The organism is Streptomyces sp. NPDC006314, from assembly GCF_040613075.1.
Classification (GTDB): Bacteria; Actinomycetota; Actinomycetes; order Streptomycetales; family Streptomycetaceae; genus Streptomyces.
The window spans coordinates 76,977-97,449 of sequence record NZ_JBEXRL010000007.1 but is presented as its reverse complement, the minus strand read 5'-3'; the positions used below and the strand labels follow the sequence as shown (position 1 = coordinate 97,449).

Annotated in this window: 15 protein-coding genes; 14 read left to right on the top strand and 1 reads right to left on the bottom strand. The window is 70.3% G+C overall.

Annotation, left to right across the window (positions count from 1 at the left end):
* The first annotated feature begins 2 nt into the window (after positions 1–2).
* Positions 3–539 (top strand): HXXEE domain-containing protein, encoded by a 537-nt coding sequence (locus ABZ079_RS14980; RefSeq protein ID WP_356939850.1) that lies wholly within the window; start codon positions 3–5, stop codon positions 537–539.
* Between the two features lie 170 nt (positions 540–709).
* Here ABZ079_RS14980 and ABZ079_RS14975 read toward each other — a convergent pair whose 3' ends face one another.
* Positions 710–1,771, bottom strand: a complete 1,062-nt coding sequence (locus ABZ079_RS14975) for an acyl-CoA dehydrogenase family protein (protein ID WP_356939849.1) — start codon at positions 1,769–1,771, stop codon at positions 710–712.
* A 120-nt stretch (positions 1,772–1,891) separates the two neighbouring features.
* On the opposite strand from ABZ079_RS14975, the gene ABZ079_RS14970 reads away from it, so the two are divergent.
* The 13 genes from ABZ079_RS14970 to ABZ079_RS14910 all read left to right on the top strand — a co-directional run bounded on the left by ABZ079_RS14970 (position 1,892) and on the right by ABZ079_RS14910 (position 20,441).
* Complete coding sequence (locus tag ABZ079_RS14970) at positions 1,892–2,242, top strand: YciI family protein (RefSeq protein ID WP_356939848.1); 351 nt, start codon at positions 1,892–1,894, stop codon at positions 2,240–2,242.
* 44 nt (positions 2,243–2,286) lie between these two features.
* The gene (locus tag ABZ079_RS14965) at positions 2,287–2,436 is read left to right on the top strand and encodes a hypothetical protein (protein ID WP_356939847.1); all 150 of its coding nucleotides are present in this window, start codon (positions 2,287–2,289) and stop codon (positions 2,434–2,436) included.
* Positions 2,437–2,577: 141 nt separating this feature from the next.
* Positions 2,578–2,763: a hypothetical protein gene (locus ABZ079_RS14960; protein WP_356939846.1), complete on the top strand. Its 186-nt coding sequence runs from the start codon at positions 2,578–2,580 to the stop codon at positions 2,761–2,763.
* Between the two features lie 120 nt (positions 2,764–2,883).
* Entirely contained in the window at positions 2,884–4,206 is a 1,323-nt protein-coding gene (locus tag ABZ079_RS14955) for an aldehyde dehydrogenase family protein (protein ID WP_356939845.1), read from the top strand.
* Between the two features lie 206 nt (positions 4,207–4,412).
* Positions 4,413–5,123, top strand: coding sequence for a chitinase (locus ABZ079_RS14950; protein WP_356939844.1), 711 nt, complete (start codon positions 4,413–4,415; stop codon positions 5,121–5,123).
* Positions 5,124–5,157: 34 nt separating this feature from the next.
* Positions 5,158–6,063 carry an aldo/keto reductase gene (locus ABZ079_RS14945; RefSeq protein ID WP_356939843.1) on the top strand — a complete coding sequence of 302 codons (906 nt, stop codon included), beginning with the start codon at positions 5,158–5,160 and terminating at the stop codon, positions 6,061–6,063.
* 246 nt (positions 6,064–6,309) lie between these two features.
* Positions 6,310–7,464 (top strand): tyrosine-type recombinase/integrase, encoded by a 1,155-nt coding sequence (locus ABZ079_RS14940; protein WP_356939842.1) that lies wholly within the window; start codon positions 6,310–6,312, stop codon positions 7,462–7,464.
* Complete coding sequence (locus tag ABZ079_RS14935; protein WP_356939841.1) at positions 7,461–8,012, top strand: hypothetical protein; 552 nt, start codon at positions 7,461–7,463, stop codon at positions 8,010–8,012. Before ABZ079_RS14940 ends, ABZ079_RS14935 begins: the two co-directional genes overlap by 4 nt.
* The gene (locus ABZ079_RS14930; RefSeq protein ID WP_356939840.1) at positions 7,922–10,483 is read left to right on the top strand and encodes a tyrosine-type recombinase/integrase; all 2,562 of its coding nucleotides are present in this window, start codon (positions 7,922–7,924) and stop codon (positions 10,481–10,483) included. Before ABZ079_RS14935 ends, ABZ079_RS14930 begins: the two co-directional genes overlap by 91 nt.
* A 148-nt stretch (positions 10,484–10,631) precedes the next feature.
* A complete protein-coding gene (locus ABZ079_RS14925; protein WP_356939839.1) occupies positions 10,632–10,886 on the top strand; it encodes a hypothetical protein in 255 nt (84 codons plus the stop codon).
* Between the two features lie 391 nt (positions 10,887–11,277).
* Complete coding sequence (locus ABZ079_RS14920) at positions 11,278–14,556, top strand: DUF6603 domain-containing protein (RefSeq protein WP_356939838.1); 3,279 nt, start codon at positions 11,278–11,280, stop codon at positions 14,554–14,556.
* 6 nt (positions 14,557–14,562) lie between these two features.
* A complete protein-coding gene (locus ABZ079_RS14915; RefSeq protein ID WP_356939837.1) occupies positions 14,563–16,800 on the top strand; it encodes a hypothetical protein in 2,238 nt (745 codons plus the stop codon).
* Positions 16,800–20,441, top strand: a complete 3,642-nt coding sequence (locus ABZ079_RS14910) for a hypothetical protein (protein WP_356939836.1) — start codon at positions 16,800–16,802, stop codon at positions 20,439–20,441. The genes ABZ079_RS14915 and ABZ079_RS14910 overlap by 1 nt, the downstream gene beginning before the upstream one ends.
* Positions 20,442–20,473: the final 32 nt, after the last annotated feature.

The window sequence follows — 20,473 nt, the reverse complement described above, 5'->3', positions numbered from 1 at the left end:
TCATGACACGAGAGTCGAACGAGGTGGCCGGGGCCGTCACTTGGGGCCTGCTGGCCGCGTGGGCCGTGCACGACACCGAGGAGCTGGTGACGGTCCCGCGCTGGGTGCGGGCGCATGTTCCGGAGCTGCGCAAGCGGTTCCCCGGGGTACCGGAGCGGGTGTGGCGACGACTGGAGTCCGTTGACCGGCGCGAGTTCAGCACCGCGGTCGCCGCGATGGCCGTCGTGGTGGCAGCGGCGGCCGCCGACGGCCGGCGGACCGGCGGGCGCTCCGCCGCCTACCAGACGGCACTCAACGGCTTCGGTCTGCACGGCTTGGTCCATCTGGCCCAGGCGGCCGCGATGCGCGGCTACACGCCGGGCTCCGCGACCACGCCCCTGGTGGTCCTGCCGTTCACCCTGTGGGCCCGCGGCCGGCTCCGCCGGGCCGGTGTCCTGCGCCCCGCCCGGCCGCGGGACGTCGCCCAGGGACTCGCGTTCGCCGCGGCGGCAGCGGTCGGCACGCATGCTCTCGCCCACCGCGTCCTGCACCGCCGCTGACACCCGAGTCCGGCCCCCGTCACCGGCACTGAGCACGCGGTCGGCCCGCGCGTCCGCTCGCGGCTCCCTCCGTACGGCCGCGCGCGTGGTCGCCGCGTGCGCCGCCCGGCCGGGTGATCGGTGGGGTCCCCTTCGCCGGTGCTGGGCGTGCCGTTCCGCTGGGCGTCCGCTCACCCGCGCCCGCCGCCGCTCCCGGCCGGGCTCCAGGCCAGTGCACGCAGGTGAGCCGAGCGTGTTTCGGTCGTCTGTCCCTGCACCAGCAGGAACAGACCCTCCCGGGCGAGGCGCTGCGCACGGCTCGTCAGGGCCATCGTGCGGCCGCCCCCGGCCACCACCGCCGCCGTGGTGGCCCTACACAGCACCTCGTACGCCTCCGCCCGCACCGCGAGCCGCTCGCCGGCCCGCTCGAGCGGCGCCGGATGGTCGGCCAGGGCGTAGGCCCGGCGCCGGACGTCGGTGAGCCTGGCCCGCAGCGGTCCGCCCATCTCCTCGTCCAGCAGGGACAGGGCCGCTTCCGCGACGCCGAAGACGGCCGGACTGGCGTTGAGCGTCCTGGCCCGGTCCCCGGGTGCCCACCGTTCGTACGGCGTCCGCAGGGCCACGGCGTCCTCGGGCAGCCACAGACCGTCGAGCTCCAGCGACACCGTGCGCGCGGCGGTGAGGGCCGCGAGGCGCATCGGCGGCGAGGCCCGAAGCCCCGGCTGCTCGCGTGCCTCGGTGAAGGCGAACAGCACCTCACCGGTGTCGCTCAACCCGGCGAGCAGCATCACGTCGTTCAGTCCCCACCCCGTGTACCAGGGAACGGTTCCGTCGAACCGCCAGCCGCCGCTGTGCCGGCGGACCCGCACCGGGACACGCGGATACGACCGCAGGTGCGCGTAGGCCACCCCGGACAGCAGTTCCCCGCGCGACAGCGCTCCCAAGAGCCTTTCCCTGACCGGCAGTCCGCTCTTCGCCAGGGTCTGCACCGGCGTGTGGTGCTGGGTCTGCACGAACCAGGTCGAACAGCAGGCCCCGGCCAGGATCTCCGTGGTCTCCCGCAGCACGGCAGGTGACGCCCCCGAGCCGCCGTACGCGACCGGCGCGACCACCCCGAGCAGCCCGGACCGCCTCACCGCCTCGATGTGGCTCGCCGGTACCCCCTCCTGGTCGACCCGCTCGGCCTCCGGGACGAGCAGGCCCGCGGCGAGTCGGCGTGCGCGGACGACGAGGGGATGCGGGTTGACGTTCATGGGGTAGATCCTTCCGAAGTCTTTCCGCCCCGTCCGGGGCGCGGTGTCGATCCGGGGCCCGGCCGTTCGTGTAGGAGGTGACAGGCAGCCCGACACGGGCACGACGCCATGGAGGACGTCATGAAGCACTACCTGCTCAGCGTGGTCCAGCCGACCGACGGCCAGCCGCCCGCCACCGAGGAACTCACCGACATCGTCAGCGATGTCGAGGCCTTCAACGACGAACTGCGCGCCGCCGGGGCCTGGGTCTTCGCGGGCGGCCTGCACGGCCCGGAGACCGCCACCATGCTCCGCCCCAAGGACGGCGACGTCCTCATCACCGACGGGCCCTACGCCGAGGGCAAGGAGTACCTGGGCGGACTGTGCCTGATCCGGGCCGCCGACCTGGACGAGGCCCTGGGATGGGGCCGCAAGGCCGCCCTCGCCACCACCCTGCCCATCGAGGTACGGCCGTTCGTGGACCCGCACTGACGGCGGAGCGGAACCGATGACCGAGGCCCGGCATCGAGGCCGTCTTGCAGGGTACGGCGCGCGGTCGCCCTCGTCTCGTCCGCTTCCTCGGCGACCTCGACCTCGGCGAGGAAGCGGGGCGGGACGCCTCCACCATCGCGGTACGCACGTGTCCCGAGACCGGCGTGCCGCCCAGCCCGGCCGACCGGGTATGACCACCTCACCCCGCAAGCTCCCGGCTGCGCCCGAGCAGGGAGTGTGCCCCCAACCCGGCCATCGGATGTCACCGGTCGCCACCCTGGACCGGGCCGTCACCGTCGCCGAGACCGAGGGCCCGGCGCAGGCCCCTGAACCTGGTGGGCACGCTCGGCCTCGGCCGCCACCACGTGCTGCCCGCCGTCCGAGCGGACCGGCTGCGCCGCCCCGGCCGGACCATCGAGGCCGCCACCGAGCACGGCGTCGCCGGCGAGCGGGCCGTGGGCGAGGCCGAGCGGGCGTATCTGACGCGCCGCCGACGCGCGACGGCTCATCCGGCGAAGTGACCCGCGTCACCGAGAGCCGCCGGAATCAACTTGAGGGCCTGAAAGGTTGGTGTTTACATCCGACCGTCGAGACCCCCGGCCCGGGCTGCCCCCGGCCCGCGCACCACCAGCGAGGCACCCGTGAACCACTCCACCACCGAGCAGCCCGCCGACCTCGTGGCCCGGCTGCGCGCCACCTTCGACACCGGCCGTACCAAGGCCGTCGAGTGGCGCACCACCCAGCTGCGCCGCCTGCGCGCGATGCTCACGGAACGCGGCGCCGACCTCGCCGCCGCCCTCCGCGCCGACCTGGGCAAGAGCAACACCGAGGCCTACCGCACCGAGATCGACTTCACCGTCCGGGAGATCGACCACACCCTCGAGCACCTGGACGAGTGGCTGCGCCCCGAGCCGGCCCCCGTCCCGGCGCACCTCGGCGCCGACGCGACGGCCTGGACGCGGTACGACCCGCTCGGCGTCGTCCTCGTCATCGCCCCGTGGAACTACCCGGCGCAGCTCCTGCTCGCCCCCATGGTCGGCGCGCTGGCCTCCGGCAACGCGGTCGTCGCCAAGCCGAGCGAACTCGCCCCGGCCACCTCGGCCGCGCTGGCCGAGCTCATCCCGGCCTACCTCGACACCGACGCGGTCGCCGTCGTCGAGGGCGGCATCCCGGAGACCACGGCCCTGCTGGCCGAGCGCTTCGACCACATCTTCTACACCGGCAACGGCACCGTCGGCCGCATCGTGATGCGCGCCGCCGCCGAGCACCTCACTCCGGTCACCCTCGAACTGGGCGGCAAGTCGCCGGTGTTCGTGGACCGCGGCACCGATCTCGACGTGGTCGCCGACCGGCTCGCACGCGGCAAGTTCCTCAACGCCGGCCAGACCTGCGTCGCCCCCGACTACGTCCTGACCGACCCGGAGACCGCCACCGCCCTGGAGTCCGCGCTGGTCCGGGCGATCGAGGCGCTGTTCGGGACCGACCCGGCGGCATCGCCCGAGTACGGCCGGATCATCAACGAGCGTCACTTCGACCGGCTCTCCGGCCTGCTGGGCTCTGGCCGCGTCGCGGTCGGCGGCGCGAGCGACCGCAGGACCAAGTACCTCGCCCCCACCGTCCTCGCCGACGTCGACCCCAAGTCGCCCGTCATGCAGGAGGAGATCTTCGGCCCGATCCTCCCGCTCGTTACCGTGGCCGACCTGGACGAGGCGATCGGCTTCATCAACGACCGCGACAAGCCGCTCGCGCTGTACGTCTTCACCGAGTCCGACGAGACCCGTGCGCGCATGGCGGCCGAGACCTCCTCCGGCGGCCTCGGCTTCGGCCTTCCCCTGGCCCATCTCACCGTCTCCGACCTGCCGTTCGGCGGCGTGGGGGAGAGCGGCATGGGCAGTTACCACGGTCGCTACTCCATCGAGACGTTCAGCCACCGCAAGGCGGTCCTGGCGAAGCCGCTGAGCTGACCTTCCGCCGCCCGTTGGGCCCGTCCGCGCGTGTGGACGGGCCCAACTGTCCCGTGGAGTCCTTGTGTTCGCGGGGCGCACGGTGAGCGATCGGTGGTCTACACCCTTGACTGGTACATACCAACGCGGTTGAGTGGGTGCGACCCCCCACCACGGCCGCTTCCGTCTCCGGCGGGTGCGGCCGTGCTCCGCAAAGGAGTTGATCCGTGTTGAGGCACCGCATCGCCGCACTCCTGACCTCACTCGCCGTGGGCGGCTCCGCCCTGGTGCTCCAGGCGGCCCCCACGGCTTCCGCCGCCGGGTTCGTGGTGAGCGAGGCGCAGTTCGAGCAGATGTTCCCGAACCGGAATCCCTTCTACACATACAGCGGCCTGACCGCTGCCCTCGGCTCCTACCCCGCCTTCGCGAACACCGGCGACGACTCCGTGAAGAAGCGGGAGGCGGCCGCCTTCCTCGCCAACGTCAGCCACGAGACCGGCGGCCTGGTGCACGTCGTCGAGCAGAACACCGCCAACTACCCGCACTACTGCGACGGGAGCCAGTGGTACGGCTGCCCGGCGGGACAGGCGGCCTATTACGGGCGCGGTCCCATCCAGCTCTCCTGGAACTTCAACTACAAGGCCGCCGGTGACGCACTCGGTATCGACCTGCTCAACAACCCCTATCTCGTCCAGAACAACGCGTCCATCGCCTGGAAGACCGGATTGTGGTACTGGAACACGCAGACCGGTCCCGGGAGCATGACCCCGCACAACGCGATGGTCAGCGGCGCCGGCTTCGGCCAGACCATCCGCAGCATCAACGGCTCCCTCGAGTGCGACGGCAAGAACCCCGCGCAGGTGCAGAGCCGGGTCTCCGCCTACCAGCGCTTCACCCAGATCCTCGGGGTCCCGCCGGGCGCCGCCCTGTATTGCTGATGCCCGGCCGGGCACCATGTGCGAGACTCCGCCGATGACTGCGGAAACGATCACTGCGAAAGCCTCCGGCACCTTCGAGCTCGGCGACCTGCCCGTCCACCGCATCGGCTTCGGTGCGATGCGGCTGACGGGCAGCGCCGCCTTCCACCTCGGTACCCCGAGTGAGCGGGAACGGTCACTCGCCGTGCTGCGCAAGGCCGTCGAGCTGGGTGTGAACCACATCGACACGGCGGCTTTCTACTTCTCGTCGCTGCGGTCCGCCAACGAACTCATCAACACCGCGCTGTCCCCGTACGACGACGACCTGGTCATCGTCACCAAGGTCGGGCCCTATCGCGACTACTACGGCGAGTGGGGCACCTCCGCCCGGCCCGACCAGCTGCGCGGGCACGTCGAGGAGAACCTTCGTCAGCTCGGTCGCGACCACCTCGACGTCGTCTACCTCCGCCGGATGCGTCAGGACTCCATCGCCGAACACTTCGGCGCGCTCGCCGAGCTGCGCGAAGCGGGGCTGATCCGGCACCTCGGGATCTCCGCGGTCGAGCCCCGGCACCTCACCGAGGCGCTGGAGATCGCGCCCGTGGTGTCTGTGCAGAACCGCTACGCGGTGGACCGCCCCGATCCCGTCGATGACGAGGTCCTGCGCCTGTGCGGCGAGCACGGCATCGCCTTCGTCCCCTTCTACGCCGTCGCCGGAGAGGCCGGACAGCAGGGTGCGACGACCACTCACGACGACGCGGTGCTAGCCGTCGCGCGGGCCCACGGTGTGAGCTCCGCGCAGGTCCGCATCGCCTGGACGCTGCACCAGGGCCCGCACGTCCTCGCCATTCCCGGCACCGGCAACCCCGACCACCTGGTCGAGAACGTCGCAGCCGGTGCGCTGCGGCTCACCGACGAGGAGCTGGCACTGCTCGACCAAGGCCGCGCGCAGGCAGGCTGACCGGCGGTCACCGCCACACGATCCACACACCGTCACGCGTCAGATGCCGGCCGCGCGGTTCGTGCTCCTCGTGCCACGCCTGCACCGCGAGCGGCCTTCTACGAACCGCGTCTGAGCGTCGACTGACTCGTGCCGTTCGTGGGCAGCCGGTCCAGTGAGTCGAATCATCCATGTGCCCCTTGGTGCACTCGCGCACGGTTCCAACACCGGGTACGTCGTTGAGTGATTGAGCTACTACATCCGCTTATGTTCGCTGCGGACAGGCCGACCGCCGAGATCCTGCGGGTCGAGGTCACTGACACGCTGGCCTACTGGACGGTTCTTGCCGGGCCCACCTTGAGGGTCGTCGATGACGTGGACGGCTTCCTCTGCCACCTGCGCTTCGGCCGGACCCGCGCGGAATCGAGCACAAAGGCGTACGCAGGTCACCTCAAGCGCTTCCACGCCTGGTGCGGCGAACAAGGCCTGTCGCGGGAGCACGCGGCCGCCGAGCTCCCGCACTACCTGATGAAGCTGCGGACCACGCCCCGGCTGACGAGCGGCCGCGGCCAAGGGCAGCTGCCACAGGACTCCACGCTCGCCCCCGCCCTGGCGGCAATCCACGGCTTCTACCAGCACTTGGCCGACCTCCGCCGGATCAGCGCGAAGGCGGTCGACGCCCTGTTCGTCACCGCTCCGCACCCGGCGGCAGGAAAACTGGTACTTAAGCCGCGTATCCGCGTCGATCCGCGGCTGAGTCACGCTTCCGGCCGGGCACCGGCCGCCAGCCACGAGGAGTTCGCCGCCCTCCTGCGTGCCACGAAGACCGCCCGCGACCGCTGCATCGTCGCTCTGCTCGGTGCGTGCGCGCTGCGCGTCGGCCACGTCGTCGGCCTGCTGCGCGAGGACATTCACCTCGTCCCGGTCGGCAGTACCGTCCCGGGCTGTCCCTACAGCCTGGGTCCCCACCTGCACCTGGTGAAGCGTGACGGTCATCCGCGTGGGGCGGCGAACAAGAACCGCGGCACCGTTGTTGTTCCCGTGCCCGAGCCTGTGGTGATGCTCTACGCCGATTGGATGCGCGAACGCCTCACCATCCCCAGGGTGGGCAAAGCCTCTTGGGCCTTCGTGTCGTTCCCAGGTCCCACGGGAGAGCCGGGCGGGCAGGTCCTCGGCACACGGCGACTGCAGGATCTTGTGTCGGATCTTGCCCGGGACGCGGGCATTCGGCACATCCATCCGCACATGCTGCGGCATACCTTCGGCGAGACCGCAGCCGACCTCGACGTCGCGCGCGACGTCCTCCAGCGCCTGCTCGGCCACCGCGACGTGGCCAGCCAGAACGTCTACCGCAATCCCTCCGACGCCCGGGTCGCCCACGCCGCCCGGGCTGTGAACGACAAGATCTTCGGACCAGCATGACGACTTCCGCATCTCTGCCCGCCACAGCCCCCGTGGCCGGGTCGGAACCGGACTGGGACCACCTGGCACGGCACGGCCTCGACCGCTCCCCGCTCGAGCTGCGCTTCCCTCTGGGCGCCGACTGGCACTCGCTGCGCCGCTGCCGGCACACCGGGTGCGACCGGCCAGCTACGAGCTGGCCGTGGCTGTGCCACCGCTGCGCGTCCGACTGGCGGGAGGCCGGCGCCCTCAGCGACATCGACAGCTGGTGTGCGAGCGCGCCCGTGCCGCTCGCCCGCCGCACCTACGCCGAGCACCGGTGCCGGGTGGGCTGCGACCGTGCCGCCGAGGTCCACGGCCTGTGCAAGAGCTGCGCCTCCGAGCGCCGGATGCTCCGGCTGACCGTCGAGGAGTACCTCGCCCGGGGCCGCGCCCTCGTCCGGGCTTCGGGAAGTGCCTGGTCCGCGTGTGCCCGCGCATGGCCGTGGTGCGGCGGAGTCGACTATGCCTGCCCCACCAGAAGCAGTGGTCCAACGCGGGGACGCCCGACCGCGAGGCGTGGGCGCTGACGGCAGCAGCGGTCTATACGTCCGTCGACGTGGTCCCGCTCGTGGATCTTGCGCCGGCGATCGTGGTGCAGGTGCTGCGCGGCTACGAGGCCCAGCTGCGTCAGGGCGGCCGGATCAACCCCGCCCAGGTCAAGTCGGCGGTGCGCTGGTTGTGCGACAACGCGGTCGATGACCTGGCCGCCGCGGAACTGCCGGCCAAAGGCGCGAAGACGACGTACCTGCGGCTGTGGCAGCGGACCCTGCCGTTCCTGGAGGCCGACCCAGCCACCGAACACACCCGGACCCTGGTCAGGCTCCACATCCTCAACCCCCGCTACGAGGGCGGGAGCGTCGATCTGGGGGACGTCCACGCTCCCTGGGTCACGCACCTCGCCCAGCAGTACCTCCTGCGCCTCGCCGCCGGTGGCGCCTCGTCGGCGCGGTTGATGCTCGTCGGCTTCCCGGCCCGGTGGTTCGCAATGTTCCTTCGCACCCTGCCCGGCGAGGGCCGACGGCCGGGCGACGTCGGCCGCGACGGCATGCTCGCCTACCTGCGCTGGATGACGCACCGAGCCCGCGACACCAGCGACTACCAGCTCCTCAACGATGACGATCCGGTCCGTCAGATCGTCGCCGAGCGCCTCCTGCCGTCTCGCCGCAGCGCCGGACCGTTGCTGGTCACCCCGGTGCGCCACTACGAGCTGGTGAAGCTGCTGCGTGAGGTTCTCGAACACGGCCGGGCGTGGCTCGCGGACAATCATGCTGCGGATGTCCATCTGCTGGAGATGGATGTGCCGCCATACCCGGAGAAGGACGACACGGCCAGCGAGCTGGAAGGCCGCTCCCAGGACGCCTTGCCCGAGCAGGTCTTCCTGCAGCTCATGGATGAGCGCCATCTCGCCCTGCTGCCGGCCGGGACCCGCCGCAACTGCGTGGAGCTGGCCATGCGCGTGGGCCGGCGGCCCTGGGAACTCCGCCACCTGGAGTTCGACTGCCTTCAGTGGCACGACATCGACGTGGAGGACTCGGACGGGACGGTGCGCCGCCAGTCCTACCCCTTCCTCGCGTACTCGATGCAAAAGGTCCGCCGGCGGCACAAACTCCCGCTCCATCCCAGCGACGCCCAGGTCATCACCCGCCAGCAGGACCCCCTGCGGCGCCAATCCCCGCACCTGTTCCACGAAGCCGGACGGCCCCGATCCACCCGCATGCTGCAGTTCCCCACCCCGCGCCGCTCCCGCGCCAACGCGCTCGGCGAGCGGCCCTACGACAGCAGCACGATCGGCTACTGGCTTCAGACCTGGCTCGACCAGTTCGCCGTGACCGGCGAACACGGCAAGCCCTTCGACCCGGCACGGGTGTTCCCCTACGCCTTCCGGCACACCTACGCCCAGCTCCGCGCCGACGCCGGCGTCCCGCTCGACATCCTGCAAGTCCTCATGGCCCACCAGGACCCCTCCACCACCCAGGTCTACTACCGGCCCTCGCACCCTCGGCGGGTGGAAGCAGTGCGCGCCATCGCCGCCAAGTACCAGTTCGACCTCACCGGCGGCCGGATCCGCGCCCGCACCCCCGACGACGACATGGCCGACCGGATCCGCGCGGGCGTCGGCTCGGTGCCCGTCCCCGCGGGGCGCTGCCACGAGATGAACGACGTCCGCGCCGACGGGCACGGCTGCCCGGTGTACAACCGCTGCTTCTCCTGCACCTTCTACACCACCGACTTCACCCACCTGCCCGAGCTGCGCCAATTGCGCGCCGGGAAGGCGGAGCAGCTCGCTGCGCTGGAGAGCGCCTACGGCGGCGTGCTTACCGCGGGACCGTTGAGCGCGGCGAGCCTGGAGCTGCTGCGCCAGGAGGTTCAGCAGATCGACGAACTCGTCGGCAAATGCGAAGCCGACATCAGCTCCCTCACTCCCGAGGAAAGGACCACGGTGGAATCCTGGCTCCACACCAGAGACCGGTTCCTCACCGTCATCCCCGTGGCGGCGGTTCTGGCCGGGCAGCAGCGTCTAGACCAGCAGGCCCTCTCCGACGCGGAGATCACCCGGCGGGCCGCCGTCAACGCGCAGTACCTTCAACGCCACCGCGACCTTAAAGCCGAAGCCGAGGCCGTCCGCGCCCACCTCGCTCAGGACCCGCCACGAGCTGCGGCAGCTGCAACCGCCCGTAAGGAGGCAGCACTCGAAGTCGAAAACCGCATGCTGCTGGAACAGAACGCCGCCCTGCAACGGACCCTTCACGAGATCCAGAACGAGCTACGCACGCTACGCGCCAACGACCTGGGTGCCCGCCTCCGCGACGGCATGAACGCCCCCTCGCCGCGGGACTCGGAGATGGTGGAACTGCGCGCGCAACGAGACGCAGCACTCGCAACCGGCCGTCAAGCAGAGACTGCCATGCAGGCACTCCGTAACGTCAACCAGCGGCTGATGGTCGAGAACAGCCGGCTGATCGCCGCGGATACTGCAGAGCCCATGAACAATCAGTAAATGCCTGTCAGGCACGGTTCGCTGCGGGCTACTTACCTCCCACGCGCCTGTCGCTCTCTCGCACCCAAGGTAATGCTGACAGCGTGGACGAGGTCCGGTTCACGGACATCGAGCACCTGGAGTTTGGCCTGTAGCAGCACCCCGACGGATGTTCCAGAACGTCGACCCCGCCCACCACCTGCGCGGCACCGTCGCCTACCTGCTGGAACAGCGTCACGCCGACTACGCCCTGTCGGCCAAGGGCAACCAGGCGGCCCCGCTCGCCTGGGTCCACGCAGCTCTGCCACCCGCGGTCCCCGAAGCGGAGGAGCACGTCCAAACCGAGCGTTCCCACGGTCGGATCATCCGCTCGTCGGTCTGGACCGCCCCGCTACCTGATCAACTGACTTTGACGCCACCCTAGGGGCACATGGCCGAATTCCGCGATTCGGCAATTCATTCGGGACGGCGGATGGCGCAGTGGAGCGGGCAGCGGGCTCGGTCGTCTTCAAATGCGCTGACCGAATCGATTCTCCGAACGGCCCTTCGGTTAGATGTCCGCTTTCGGTGGCCCGTAATATATCATAAATTCCCTCACGTAAAAGAACGTTTGGCGGGAAAGAGGTGGCCATTTCCAGGTTCCTGGCCGGTGTTTTCCAGACGTATTGGCCGGATGGCTGTGCCACCCGCACGCTCCGTATTGATGTTTCCGTGACCCTCGCCTATTTTATTTTCCGTAATGGCACATAACGGCACAGGGGCCCCGCATTTCCGCGGGCGCCTCACCAAACCGTGTCTACAGGCGGGGGTCACCCATGGCGCTGACGGTCGACGAACTGGTTGCACTGTTCCCGGCGGGGGGTGCCGGTACGTTCGAGCTCGACACCGGGCGGCTCGGGCTGAGCGGCGAGTCCGAGTCCCTGGAGCACCTGCCCAGCGGCATTCTGACCCTCACTGAGGCGACTGCCGACAGCGCCGCTCTGACAGTGACCGGCAAAGTCACTTTGGCCGGTGAGGAGATGCCGGCCAGTGCCCGGTTCTTCGCCACCGGCACGGCGGTCGACGCGCTGCTCTTCGAGGCGAGCCCGGCGACCTGGCTGCTCCAGACCGCCGTCGCCCGCGTCGACTTGTCCGGACTGTCCGGCGGCCGGTCACTGCGTGTCCTGCTGGCCGCCGGGCAGGCCGCGGCCGCGGCAGGACGGTGCCCCGGCACCGGGCCCTGGGTGGGCTTCCAGCTCGGCGGGGCGGTCGCCGACCCGCTGGAGTTCCGCGCCGAACTGCGCAAGGAGTCCATCGGCACGGCCCAGCCCCTCGACGGACCGCCGCTGCTGATCACCCCGCTGCTCGAAGCCCTCGGCGAGTACGGGGTAGAACTGCCCGGACCGCTGGTCGACTGGCTGGAGCGGGTGCAGCTGCACCAGCATCCGATGGGCAAGATGGACAACCTGATGGTCACCGCCGAAGCGCCGGTGGACCACGGCACCGGCGCGAACCCGGTGGAACTGCTGGTGCTGCGGACCACGGTGCTCGGCCGCACCGGCCAGGACGGCAAACCCAAGGCCACCACCGTCGCCATGGTCCGGGCCCGCACGGACTGGGACGGTTCCGGGCTGCCGGTGGTCGGACCGATGATCGGCAACGGGCTGCTGTCCCTGCCCGCGCTCCAGATCATGTACGTCTCCGAGAACCTCAGCGCCGAAGAGGTCATCAAGATCAACCGGGTCGTCACGGAGTACAACCTCGGCCCGCTCCAGCAGTTGCCGGTGGTGAACGCGGCAGCTGGGGTCCCGCTGGGCAAGAAGGTGAGTGCGGCGGTCTACCTGGCGGTCATGGGCAAGCCGACCCCGGCGCTGGTGATCACCGTCCCGCCGAAGTTCGGACCGGATCCGCAGAGCCCGGAGAAGCCGAAGCTCGAATACGAGTTTGTGATCGGCAAGCAGTTCGGGCCGGTCTACCTCTCGTCGATCGTATTCCGCTACGACTTCAAAAAGGGCCTGCTGATCGAGCTCCAGGGCCAGGTCACGATCGGTTCTCTCACCTGGCAGGTCGCCGGACTCGGCTTCTACGTCGGCATGAGCGGCGGCTTCCCGCTGCTGCCTTTCCTGCACGGCATGAACATCGAAGCCACCGCCGCCGACGGGCTCATCGGCTTCAAGGGCGGACTGCTCAACAAGACACCTGACGACCCCACCCTCGGCTTCGAACTCGCCGGGCTGGTCCTGGTTCAGGCGATGGCGGTCGAACTCGGCGCCCAGGCCGTGTGGGCACGCAGCGTCGAAGGCTGGCACTCAGTCTTCATCTACGGTGAGATCTCCCTCCTCGGTGGCGCCTCGGTCTTCGGTCCGCCGCCCTTCACCGTCACCGGTTTCTCCGCCGGATTCGGGATCAACAGCTCCTTCAAGAAGGTCCCCACCGGCGCCGAGATCGCCGAATTCCCTCTGGTGGCACGGCTGGACGCGGCCCAGGCCCTGCCCGGCATGCCGGCCCCGACGCCGTACACCCCCGAGGACGCGCTCAAGGCCCTCACCGGACCCACCGGCTGGATCCGCCCCACCGAGGGCCAGTACTGGGTCGCCGCCGGGGTGAAGTTCACCAGTTTCGGCTTCATCGAGACCAAGGCCCTCGCCGTCATCGAATTCGGCGACTCCGTCAAGGCCATGCTGCTCGGCCGCACCTCCGTCAGCCTGCCGCGCACCCTCAACCCGAGCGCCCGGGCCATCGCCAGGGTGAACATCGGTCTGAGCCTCGGCTTCAGCTCCGCCGAGCACTGCCTGTCCATGGACGTGGCTCTGCTGCCCGGCAGCTATGTGCTCGATCCGTCGATCGAACTCACCGGTGGCATTGCCGTCTACGTCTGGACCGGCGGAGGCCACGCCGGGGACTTCGCCATCAGCCTCGGCGGCTACCACCCCGACTACAACATCCCCACGCACTACCCCCGGCCCAAGCGACTCGGGTTCGTGTGGTCCCCGGCCAGCGACATCACCGTGCGGGCCGAGGCCTACGCCGCGATCACCCCCGCCGCGCTCATGTTCGGCGGGCGCCTGGCCGCCGTCTACGACAAGGGCATCTTCTCCGCGTGGTTCACCGCACACCTCGACGTGCTGGTCCAGTGGAAACCCTTCTACCTCGATGTCCGGCTCGGCATCAGCATCGGTGTCGCGGCCACCATCAAGGTCTGGTTCGTCCGGGTCCGCATCTCCGTCGAGGTCGGCATCGACCTCCACCTGTGGCTGCCGCCCTTCGGGGGCCGGGCCACCGTCAAACTCTGGTTCATCTCCTTCAGCTTCGGCTTCGGCTCCTCCCGCGACAACACCCCCACCGTGGACTGGCCCGAGTTCCGCACCCAGATCCCCGCACCCGCCCGGGTCATCCCCAACGAGGGCCTGCTCGCCGACGCCGACCAAGGCGAGATCGCCCGGCGCGAGGCCACCAAGGAACCGACCCTCGTCTCCTCGGCCGGATTCACCTTCACCACCGAATCCGGCATCCCCGCCTCGCACCTGTACATCAATGAACGGCTGATCAAGCAGTCCGACGAGGGGAGCATCGACATCCGCCCCATGCGGAAGACCGGTGTCACCTCCGCCCACCGGGTCACCATCACCAAGGACGGCAGGACCTTCCACCCCACCGACCATCACTGGGTGGTCAAGCCGGTCACCGGCGCGGTCGCCCCCGGCCTGTGGGGCAAGCCCCTGGCCAAACCCGGTGATGCGCTCGACGGCGACCAGCTGCTCGAAAACCGCCTCACCGGACTGAGGATCACCCTCCCCGAGCCGGACTACGGCACCGATACCGGGGCCGTCACCTCGAAGGCGCTTTCGTACGAAGGACTCCCGGACGGTCGCATGCCCCTGCGCGTGTCCGACCCCGCCGGGCCCGAGCCGCGGGCCGACGACCAGAGCGTCCGGATCATCGTCGACACCGTCGCCGCCCCCACCGTCAAGGCCCGCCGTACCGCCGTGCTCAGCACCCTCGCCCGGCTCGGCGCGGGACCCGGCGCCGACACCGACAGTCCGCTCACCGGCTACGCCGCACTCGCCGGCCGCAGCCTGACCACCCCGCCCCTGACCACCACCGCGACGAGGTGACCGGCCGTGACCGCTGAACCGGATCTGCGCATCCATTTCCTCGACCACCTGATCCCGCGTGCCACCCCCGGCGACTACCGGGTCGTGGTCAAGAACACCCTCAGCGACCCCGGCGGCGAACTGGACGTTCAGGACAAGCTGCTCCCGTCCGAGGAGACCTTCGCGATCAAGGCCGTCCGCTTCGTGCTCAGCGAAGCGTCCGTCCACGCCTACTACCCGCCGCGCGAGAGCACCGGCGCCTACACCAGGACCCTGCCGCACATCACCCTCAGTCGGTCGATCCTGCCCTGGGAACGCAACCTCGCCGGAACTTTCGCCGAGCAGCCTCCGGCCCGCCCGCCCTGGCTGGCCCTGCTCGTCTTCGGCGAGAACGAACTGCCCGACGACCCCGCCGCGTCCGGGGACACCGTGCTGCGCACCGTCGAGGAGCTCCGCAACCCTGCCGAGGCGGGGGTCAAGGGCCCGAACCTGCCGTCCGGCGGCGTCGACGGGGCCGAGGCCCGGAGCAAGTGCCAGACCATCGACGTCCCGGCGGATCTCTTCAACGCGGTCGCCCCGCGCGACGACGAGATGTACTACCTCGCCCACGTCCGCAAAGTCGTCGACGCGAACAAGACCCGGGCCGACGGCGAAGTCCTCGAAGAAGGGGAGTACGCGGTCGTCAACGCCAACCGCTTCCCCCACAACCCCGGTAACTACGCCGTCCACCTCGTCTCCCTCGAAGGCTTTGAGGGCCGCCTGTCCGGCACCCTGCCCGGCGGCACCACGGCCGTCCGCCTGTGCTCGCTGCACAGCTGGAGCTTCACCAGCAGCGAAGGGCCCGCCGCCGACCCCGGAGCGCTGCTGGAGAACCTCGTCGCCCCTAGCACCGCGGACCCCGAAGAGGTCGAAGCGCTCGCCCTGCGCCTGCCGGTGACCGCACCGGTCACCGACGACCCCGAGGACGAATACGTCCGCGACCGCCTTACACGTGGCTACACCGCCATCCCGCAGCTGACCCTCTCCGGCGAACGCACCTTCGCCTGGTACCGCGGCCCGGCCACGCCGGTCACCGCCTTTGACGTGCCCACCGAGCACAGCCCCGGCCCGCACACCACCTCCGACCACGCGCTCATCTACGAGCCCGAGCACGGGATCTTCGACGTCAGCTATGCCGTCGCCTGGACTCTCGGTCGCACCATCGGCCTGGCCGACCCCGAATACACCACCGCCGTCAGCCGGGCCCGCCGCGAACTCGCCAACCGGGCGACGACGCTGATGGCGCTGGCCGGAGCTCCGGCGCGCGCCTCGGTCGACCCGGATGCCCCGCCCGCCCTCGGCGCGCTGCGTGAACTCGCCTCCGTAGGCTTCCGCGAGCGGCTCAGCACCGGGCTCAAGAGCCCCCAGCTCCCGGACGACGCCGGACGCAGGACACCGCAGCCGAGAGTGACACGTGCACAGTCAAGGTCCGTGCTCGCGGAAGAACGCGCCGTCTCCCTGCTGCGGACCACCGCGGAACGCAACGCCGAGGCCATCGCCGCCTGGCAGGCCCGCCTGGGCCTGCTCCAGGGCGTGCCGTTCCACCACCTCGTGCCCGACCCGCGCATGCTGCCCCTGGAATCCCTGCGGATGTTCCGCCTCGACCAGGGCTGGCTGGACGCGCTCGTCGCCGGAGCCGCCGACGTCGGCGTGCACACCTCCGTCGACAGCCGCCTCGCCCCCGAACTCAACCGAGCCACCGCCCGGTCGGGCAGCACGAAGCGAGCCGCCGGCGGACTGCTCATCCACTCCGAACTCATCCCCGCCTGGCCAGACATCAAGGTCAACGCCTACCTCAAGGACGGCACCGTCCTCACCGAACTGCGCCGCGCCAAACCGGACAAGAGGATCCTGCTCATCCTCTGGGACGGCGTTCCCGACAAGGTCGTCATCCGCGAACCGGGACAGGGCATCCACTACGGCATCGACGCCGGGAACCGCCTCGGCCTGCGCAGCCTGGCCACCGACCCGCCGATCGGCACCCCGCTGGAGACCTACTACCCCGCCACCGGCAGCCTCTTCGACCTTCACCTGCGCTCCGACCCGGACACCGGACCCGCGGTGCTTCAGATGTTCGGCACCGGCGGCCTGGTGCCCGCCCTGGCCCATGAGTTCGGACGCCCCGACCTGGACCCCGGACAACTGGCCCTGGAACTCGTCAACGCCCCGCTGAAACAGGAAATCCTCAGCCCCACCGGCACCGCTGCCCGGACGGAGACCGCCTGATGAGCGCCACGGACCTGATCGTCCCCGTCAAGGTGAACGCCCTTGTCGTCAACCGGCTGACCCGCACCGCCGAGACGTTCAACAGGTGGACACCGAACTTCGACGCCATGATCGAGGAGGGCGCGAGCGCGGAACCGCCCCCCGGCGTCGGCACTGAGACCATGGGCCCGGACAGCGAAGGCGTCTATGTCCACTGGCAGCTGCCCGAGGCGCTGGCCAACGGGCACTACGACCAGGCGACGGGGGAGACGACCTTCCCCTTCGTCCCCAACCGCTGGCTGGTCGTGCGCTACAGCACCACAGCGGCGGCGGCAGACCGCAAAGCCGTCGGGTGGATCGTGCAGAGCGACTACCTGGAGAGCCGCCCGGTCCAGGACGCCGACGGCAACGACGTCTACGGCACCACCAAGCACCCGAACCCCGATTCGCCGGAGGGCGCTCCGCTGGAGCTGACCTTCCTCGGCCGCCGCCACGACCTCACCCAGGCGCCTTGGACCGAACCACCCGCCCAGAGGCCGCACCTGACCGCGGCCGGGCCCGGACTGCCCGGCTTCGCGGCCTACCAGCCGTACAACAAAGACGTGTTCTCGATCCACGACACCCTTGAGGACCTCAAAGGCGACCTGGACAACTACCCGCCCGACGCGACGCTGAGCTACTTCGTCGTCGGCTGGTACAGCGACGACGCCCTCGACTACCTCAACCGCGCCGCGTCCGTGCCCGGCCTGCTCCCGCCGGACGCGGACGGGACGGCCGACCTCCTCGAAGCCCTCGGCTGGAACATCCCCGAAGGCACCGACGCCGACGCCCTGGACCGCACCCTCTACAGCGGCTCGGCGCTGGGAGTCGACTGGCAGCGCGAAGGTGCCACCTATGAGTCCGACAAACCGAGCAACATCGAGCTCAGCAAGATCCTCACGCTGGGCAGCAGCAGCGCCGAAGCCCTCGGCCGGCTGGCCGCCCGCCAGACCCGGTCCGCGCGCACCGGGGACCTCGTACGCTCGCTCTTCCACGGCACCCTCGAAACACTCGACACCGCCGACGGCGAAGAGGACCTCGACACCCTCACCCATCACTCCTGGTTCTCCGGCTCCGACGGCGGCTATGTGTGGCAGGTGGCCGCGCGCCCCGTCGAGGGCGACGACGAGCTGCCGCCCCCGCCGCCGGAACCCGGGTGGCTGACCGAACTCAACGATGTCCAACGGCAGTACGACGACCTCACGCTCAGGCTCCGCCGCTCTCAGCAGCGCCTGTGGAACATCTGGTGGCTGCGCAACAAGCCGGTTCCCGCGTTCACCCCTGAGCACCCCGCAGGGTTCGACGCCGCAGCTGATGTCCAGCTCAACGAGAGCGATGCGACGAGTTTGGCCGGGCGGACCAAGGCTTTGCTCGACGAGCAGTTCGTGCTGTTGAGGCAACTGCCCACCGGAGGCACCCCGGAGGAACTCGCGGCCGACATCGGGAAGTACGCGACCGAACGCGGACTCGACCCGCGCTACCAGCTGGAGCGCACCGCCCGCGAGTCCTACTACCGCCCCGCCGACCCGGTCGTGCTCATCAAGGACACCGGCGCCAAGGAACCCCTCACCCGGGACACCCCGCTGCCCTGCCGCTTTCCCGAGGCCCTGATCACCCGGATCACCGTCGGCGGCAAAACCTACGACCGGCCCACCACTCCGCCCAGCCCGGGACTGGCCGGACTCCCCGACGCCTGCACCCCGCTGCTCGCCGAGTTCGCCCTCCTGGACCAGGTGGCCCGGGTGCCCGGCGCTCTCGACGCGGCGCTCAAGGACCCCGCCGCCGTCGCCGGGCCCGTCCCCGAGCACACCGCGCCGTGGCAGCAGCCCTGGCTGCCCATGCACCTCGAATACGAACTGAAGTACTGCCCCACGCCCTTCCAGGCCGACGACACCACCTACTGGACCTTCAACGGCAGCCGCTACGAATGGTCCGGCCGGGGAGCCCAGCCCGGCGGCGGCGAAGCCAACCTGCGGTGGCTCACCTTCAAGAACCGGGCGTTCCTCACCCCGAGCGCGCCGTGGGTCCTGCAGAAGCAGATCGACCGCTACCTCGACACCTACTCAGGCGCCCCCACCGAAGGCCTGCTCGCCCTGCGCGAGGAACTCGGCGATCCCGGAATGCTCTCCCAGCGCCTCGACGGCTTCCACGACTGGCTCGTCCAGCAGGACTCCACCGCCAGGACCACCGTGCACGTCCCCGAGGCCATCGCCAGGCTCGTCGGCGACATCCAGAGCGTCCCGGAAGGCGGCCCGCTCGAACCGCCCGCCGACGACCCCGGAACACCGTTCCAGCCGGTCCGCGCCGGCCAGTTCACCTTTCACGACCTGCGCATCGTCGACCGCTTCGGGCGCACCTACGACATCGTCAACAGCGGCAACTACGAACAGGTCTCCCTCACCCTCGCGGAGAGTGTTACCCCCGACAGCGTCCTGCACGAGGACCTCATCGGCACAGCCCGCTTCGTCCAGCTCGGCCCGCGTCTCCTCCAGGGCGCCCGCGTTCGGCTGGAGACCGTACGCGCCGTGGACGGACAGCGGCTCTCGCCGATGGCCCGCGCGGCCACGACGGAAACCCCCCTGGCCGGCTGGCTGCTGCTCAACCATCTCGACCAGACCCTCGTCGTCCACGGACCCGACGGCGTCTCCCTCGGCGAGCTCCGCGTCGTCAAGGACATCGACGGCGCGGACGACAGCGTGTGGCTACCGCTCCCCGGCTCGCCCCATCCCGACATCGACGCCCAGGAGTTCGAGGACGCCATGCCGCACCTGGCCCGGTTCGTCCGCACACTGAAGGACAAACCCGCCGCCGCACTCACCGGTCTGCTCGACACCATCGACCAGACCCTCGACACCATCCTCGACGACGCGGCCCAGGAGGACGGCTCTCCACTGCGGCTCATCGGCCGCCCGCTCGCACTGGTGCGCGCCGATCTGGGCGTCGAGCTCGAAGGGCCGCTGCTGAGCAACCCGAGCTGGGACCAGGTCCTTGGGGAGTCGGAGGAGGAGTACGACGGCTACCGCTGGCCGGTCCGGCTCGGCAACGAGAAACGGCTCGGCGACGGCCTCATCGGATACTTCGCCGGGGCGACCGGGCCCGACCAGGAGACCTCGTACGAACTCTTCCACGCGGTCATGCCCCAGGGCGGCGGAGGCTACCTGACCCCGATCGACAAAGGCCACGGCCTGGCCGTGCCCGCGCGCACCCCGGACCAGCCGGTGACGCACCACCTGACACTGCTGATGGATCCCTACGCGGCGGTGCATGCCACCACGGACATCCTCCCGGTGACCAAGGTCCAGCTGCCCGACGACCTGGTGTCCGAGGCGATGCGGCGGATCCGGGCGTCCTTCCGGCTCGGCCCGCTGCTCGCGGCCGAGCGGGTCGACAAGGCCGAGGAAGCCCGGCGGGCACGGGCGGGGGAGGAACCGACGGAGGCAGGCGTGGTGCTACCGCAGCCCGCGTCGTGGCACGGAGCGTGGAGTTGGGCCGAGCCGCGCGGCTCGGAAACCGAGTGGGTGGAGCTGCCGATCGTTCCGGCTGATTCCGCGGCGCACTTCGGCGATCCGCAGGCGGAGGCCCGGTATGGATACCTGCTGCTCGACGCGACCGAGACGTCCTGAACCTCCTTTAACAGGAAGGCTGTTGCATGAGC

Excerpts from the sequence above, each read along its gene's own strand:
- ABZ079_RS14945 (WP_356939843.1), top strand. The coding sequence starts at position 5,158 with ATGACTGCGGAAACGATCACTGCGAAAGCCTCCGGCACCTTCGAGCTC.
- ABZ079_RS14930 (WP_356939840.1), top strand. The coding sequence starts at position 7,922 with ATGGCCGTGGTGCGGCGGAGTCGACTATGCCTGCCCCACCAGAAGCAG.
- ABZ079_RS14980 (WP_356939850.1), top strand. The coding sequence starts at position 3 with ATGACACGAGAGTCGAACGAGGTGGCCGGGGCCGTCACTTGGGGCCTG.
- ABZ079_RS14925 (WP_356939839.1), top strand. The coding sequence starts at position 10,632 with ATGTTCCAGAACGTCGACCCCGCCCACCACCTGCGCGGCACCGTCGCC.
- ABZ079_RS14940 (WP_356939842.1), top strand. The coding sequence starts at position 6,310 with ATGTTCGCTGCGGACAGGCCGACCGCCGAGATCCTGCGGGTCGAGGTC.
- ABZ079_RS14975 (WP_356939849.1), bottom strand. The coding sequence starts at position 1,771 with ATGAACGTCAACCCGCATCCCCTCGTCGTCCGCGCACGCCGACTCGCC.
- ABZ079_RS14920 (WP_356939838.1), top strand. The coding sequence starts at position 11,278 with ATGGCGCTGACGGTCGACGAACTGGTTGCACTGTTCCCGGCGGGGGGT.
- ABZ079_RS14935 (WP_356939841.1), top strand. The coding sequence starts at position 7,461 with ATGACGACTTCCGCATCTCTGCCCGCCACAGCCCCCGTGGCCGGGTCG.
- ABZ079_RS14910 (WP_356939836.1), top strand. The coding sequence starts at position 16,800 with ATGAGCGCCACGGACCTGATCGTCCCCGTCAAGGTGAACGCCCTTGTC.
- ABZ079_RS14970 (WP_356939848.1), top strand. The coding sequence starts at position 1,892 with ATGAAGCACTACCTGCTCAGCGTGGTCCAGCCGACCGACGGCCAGCCG.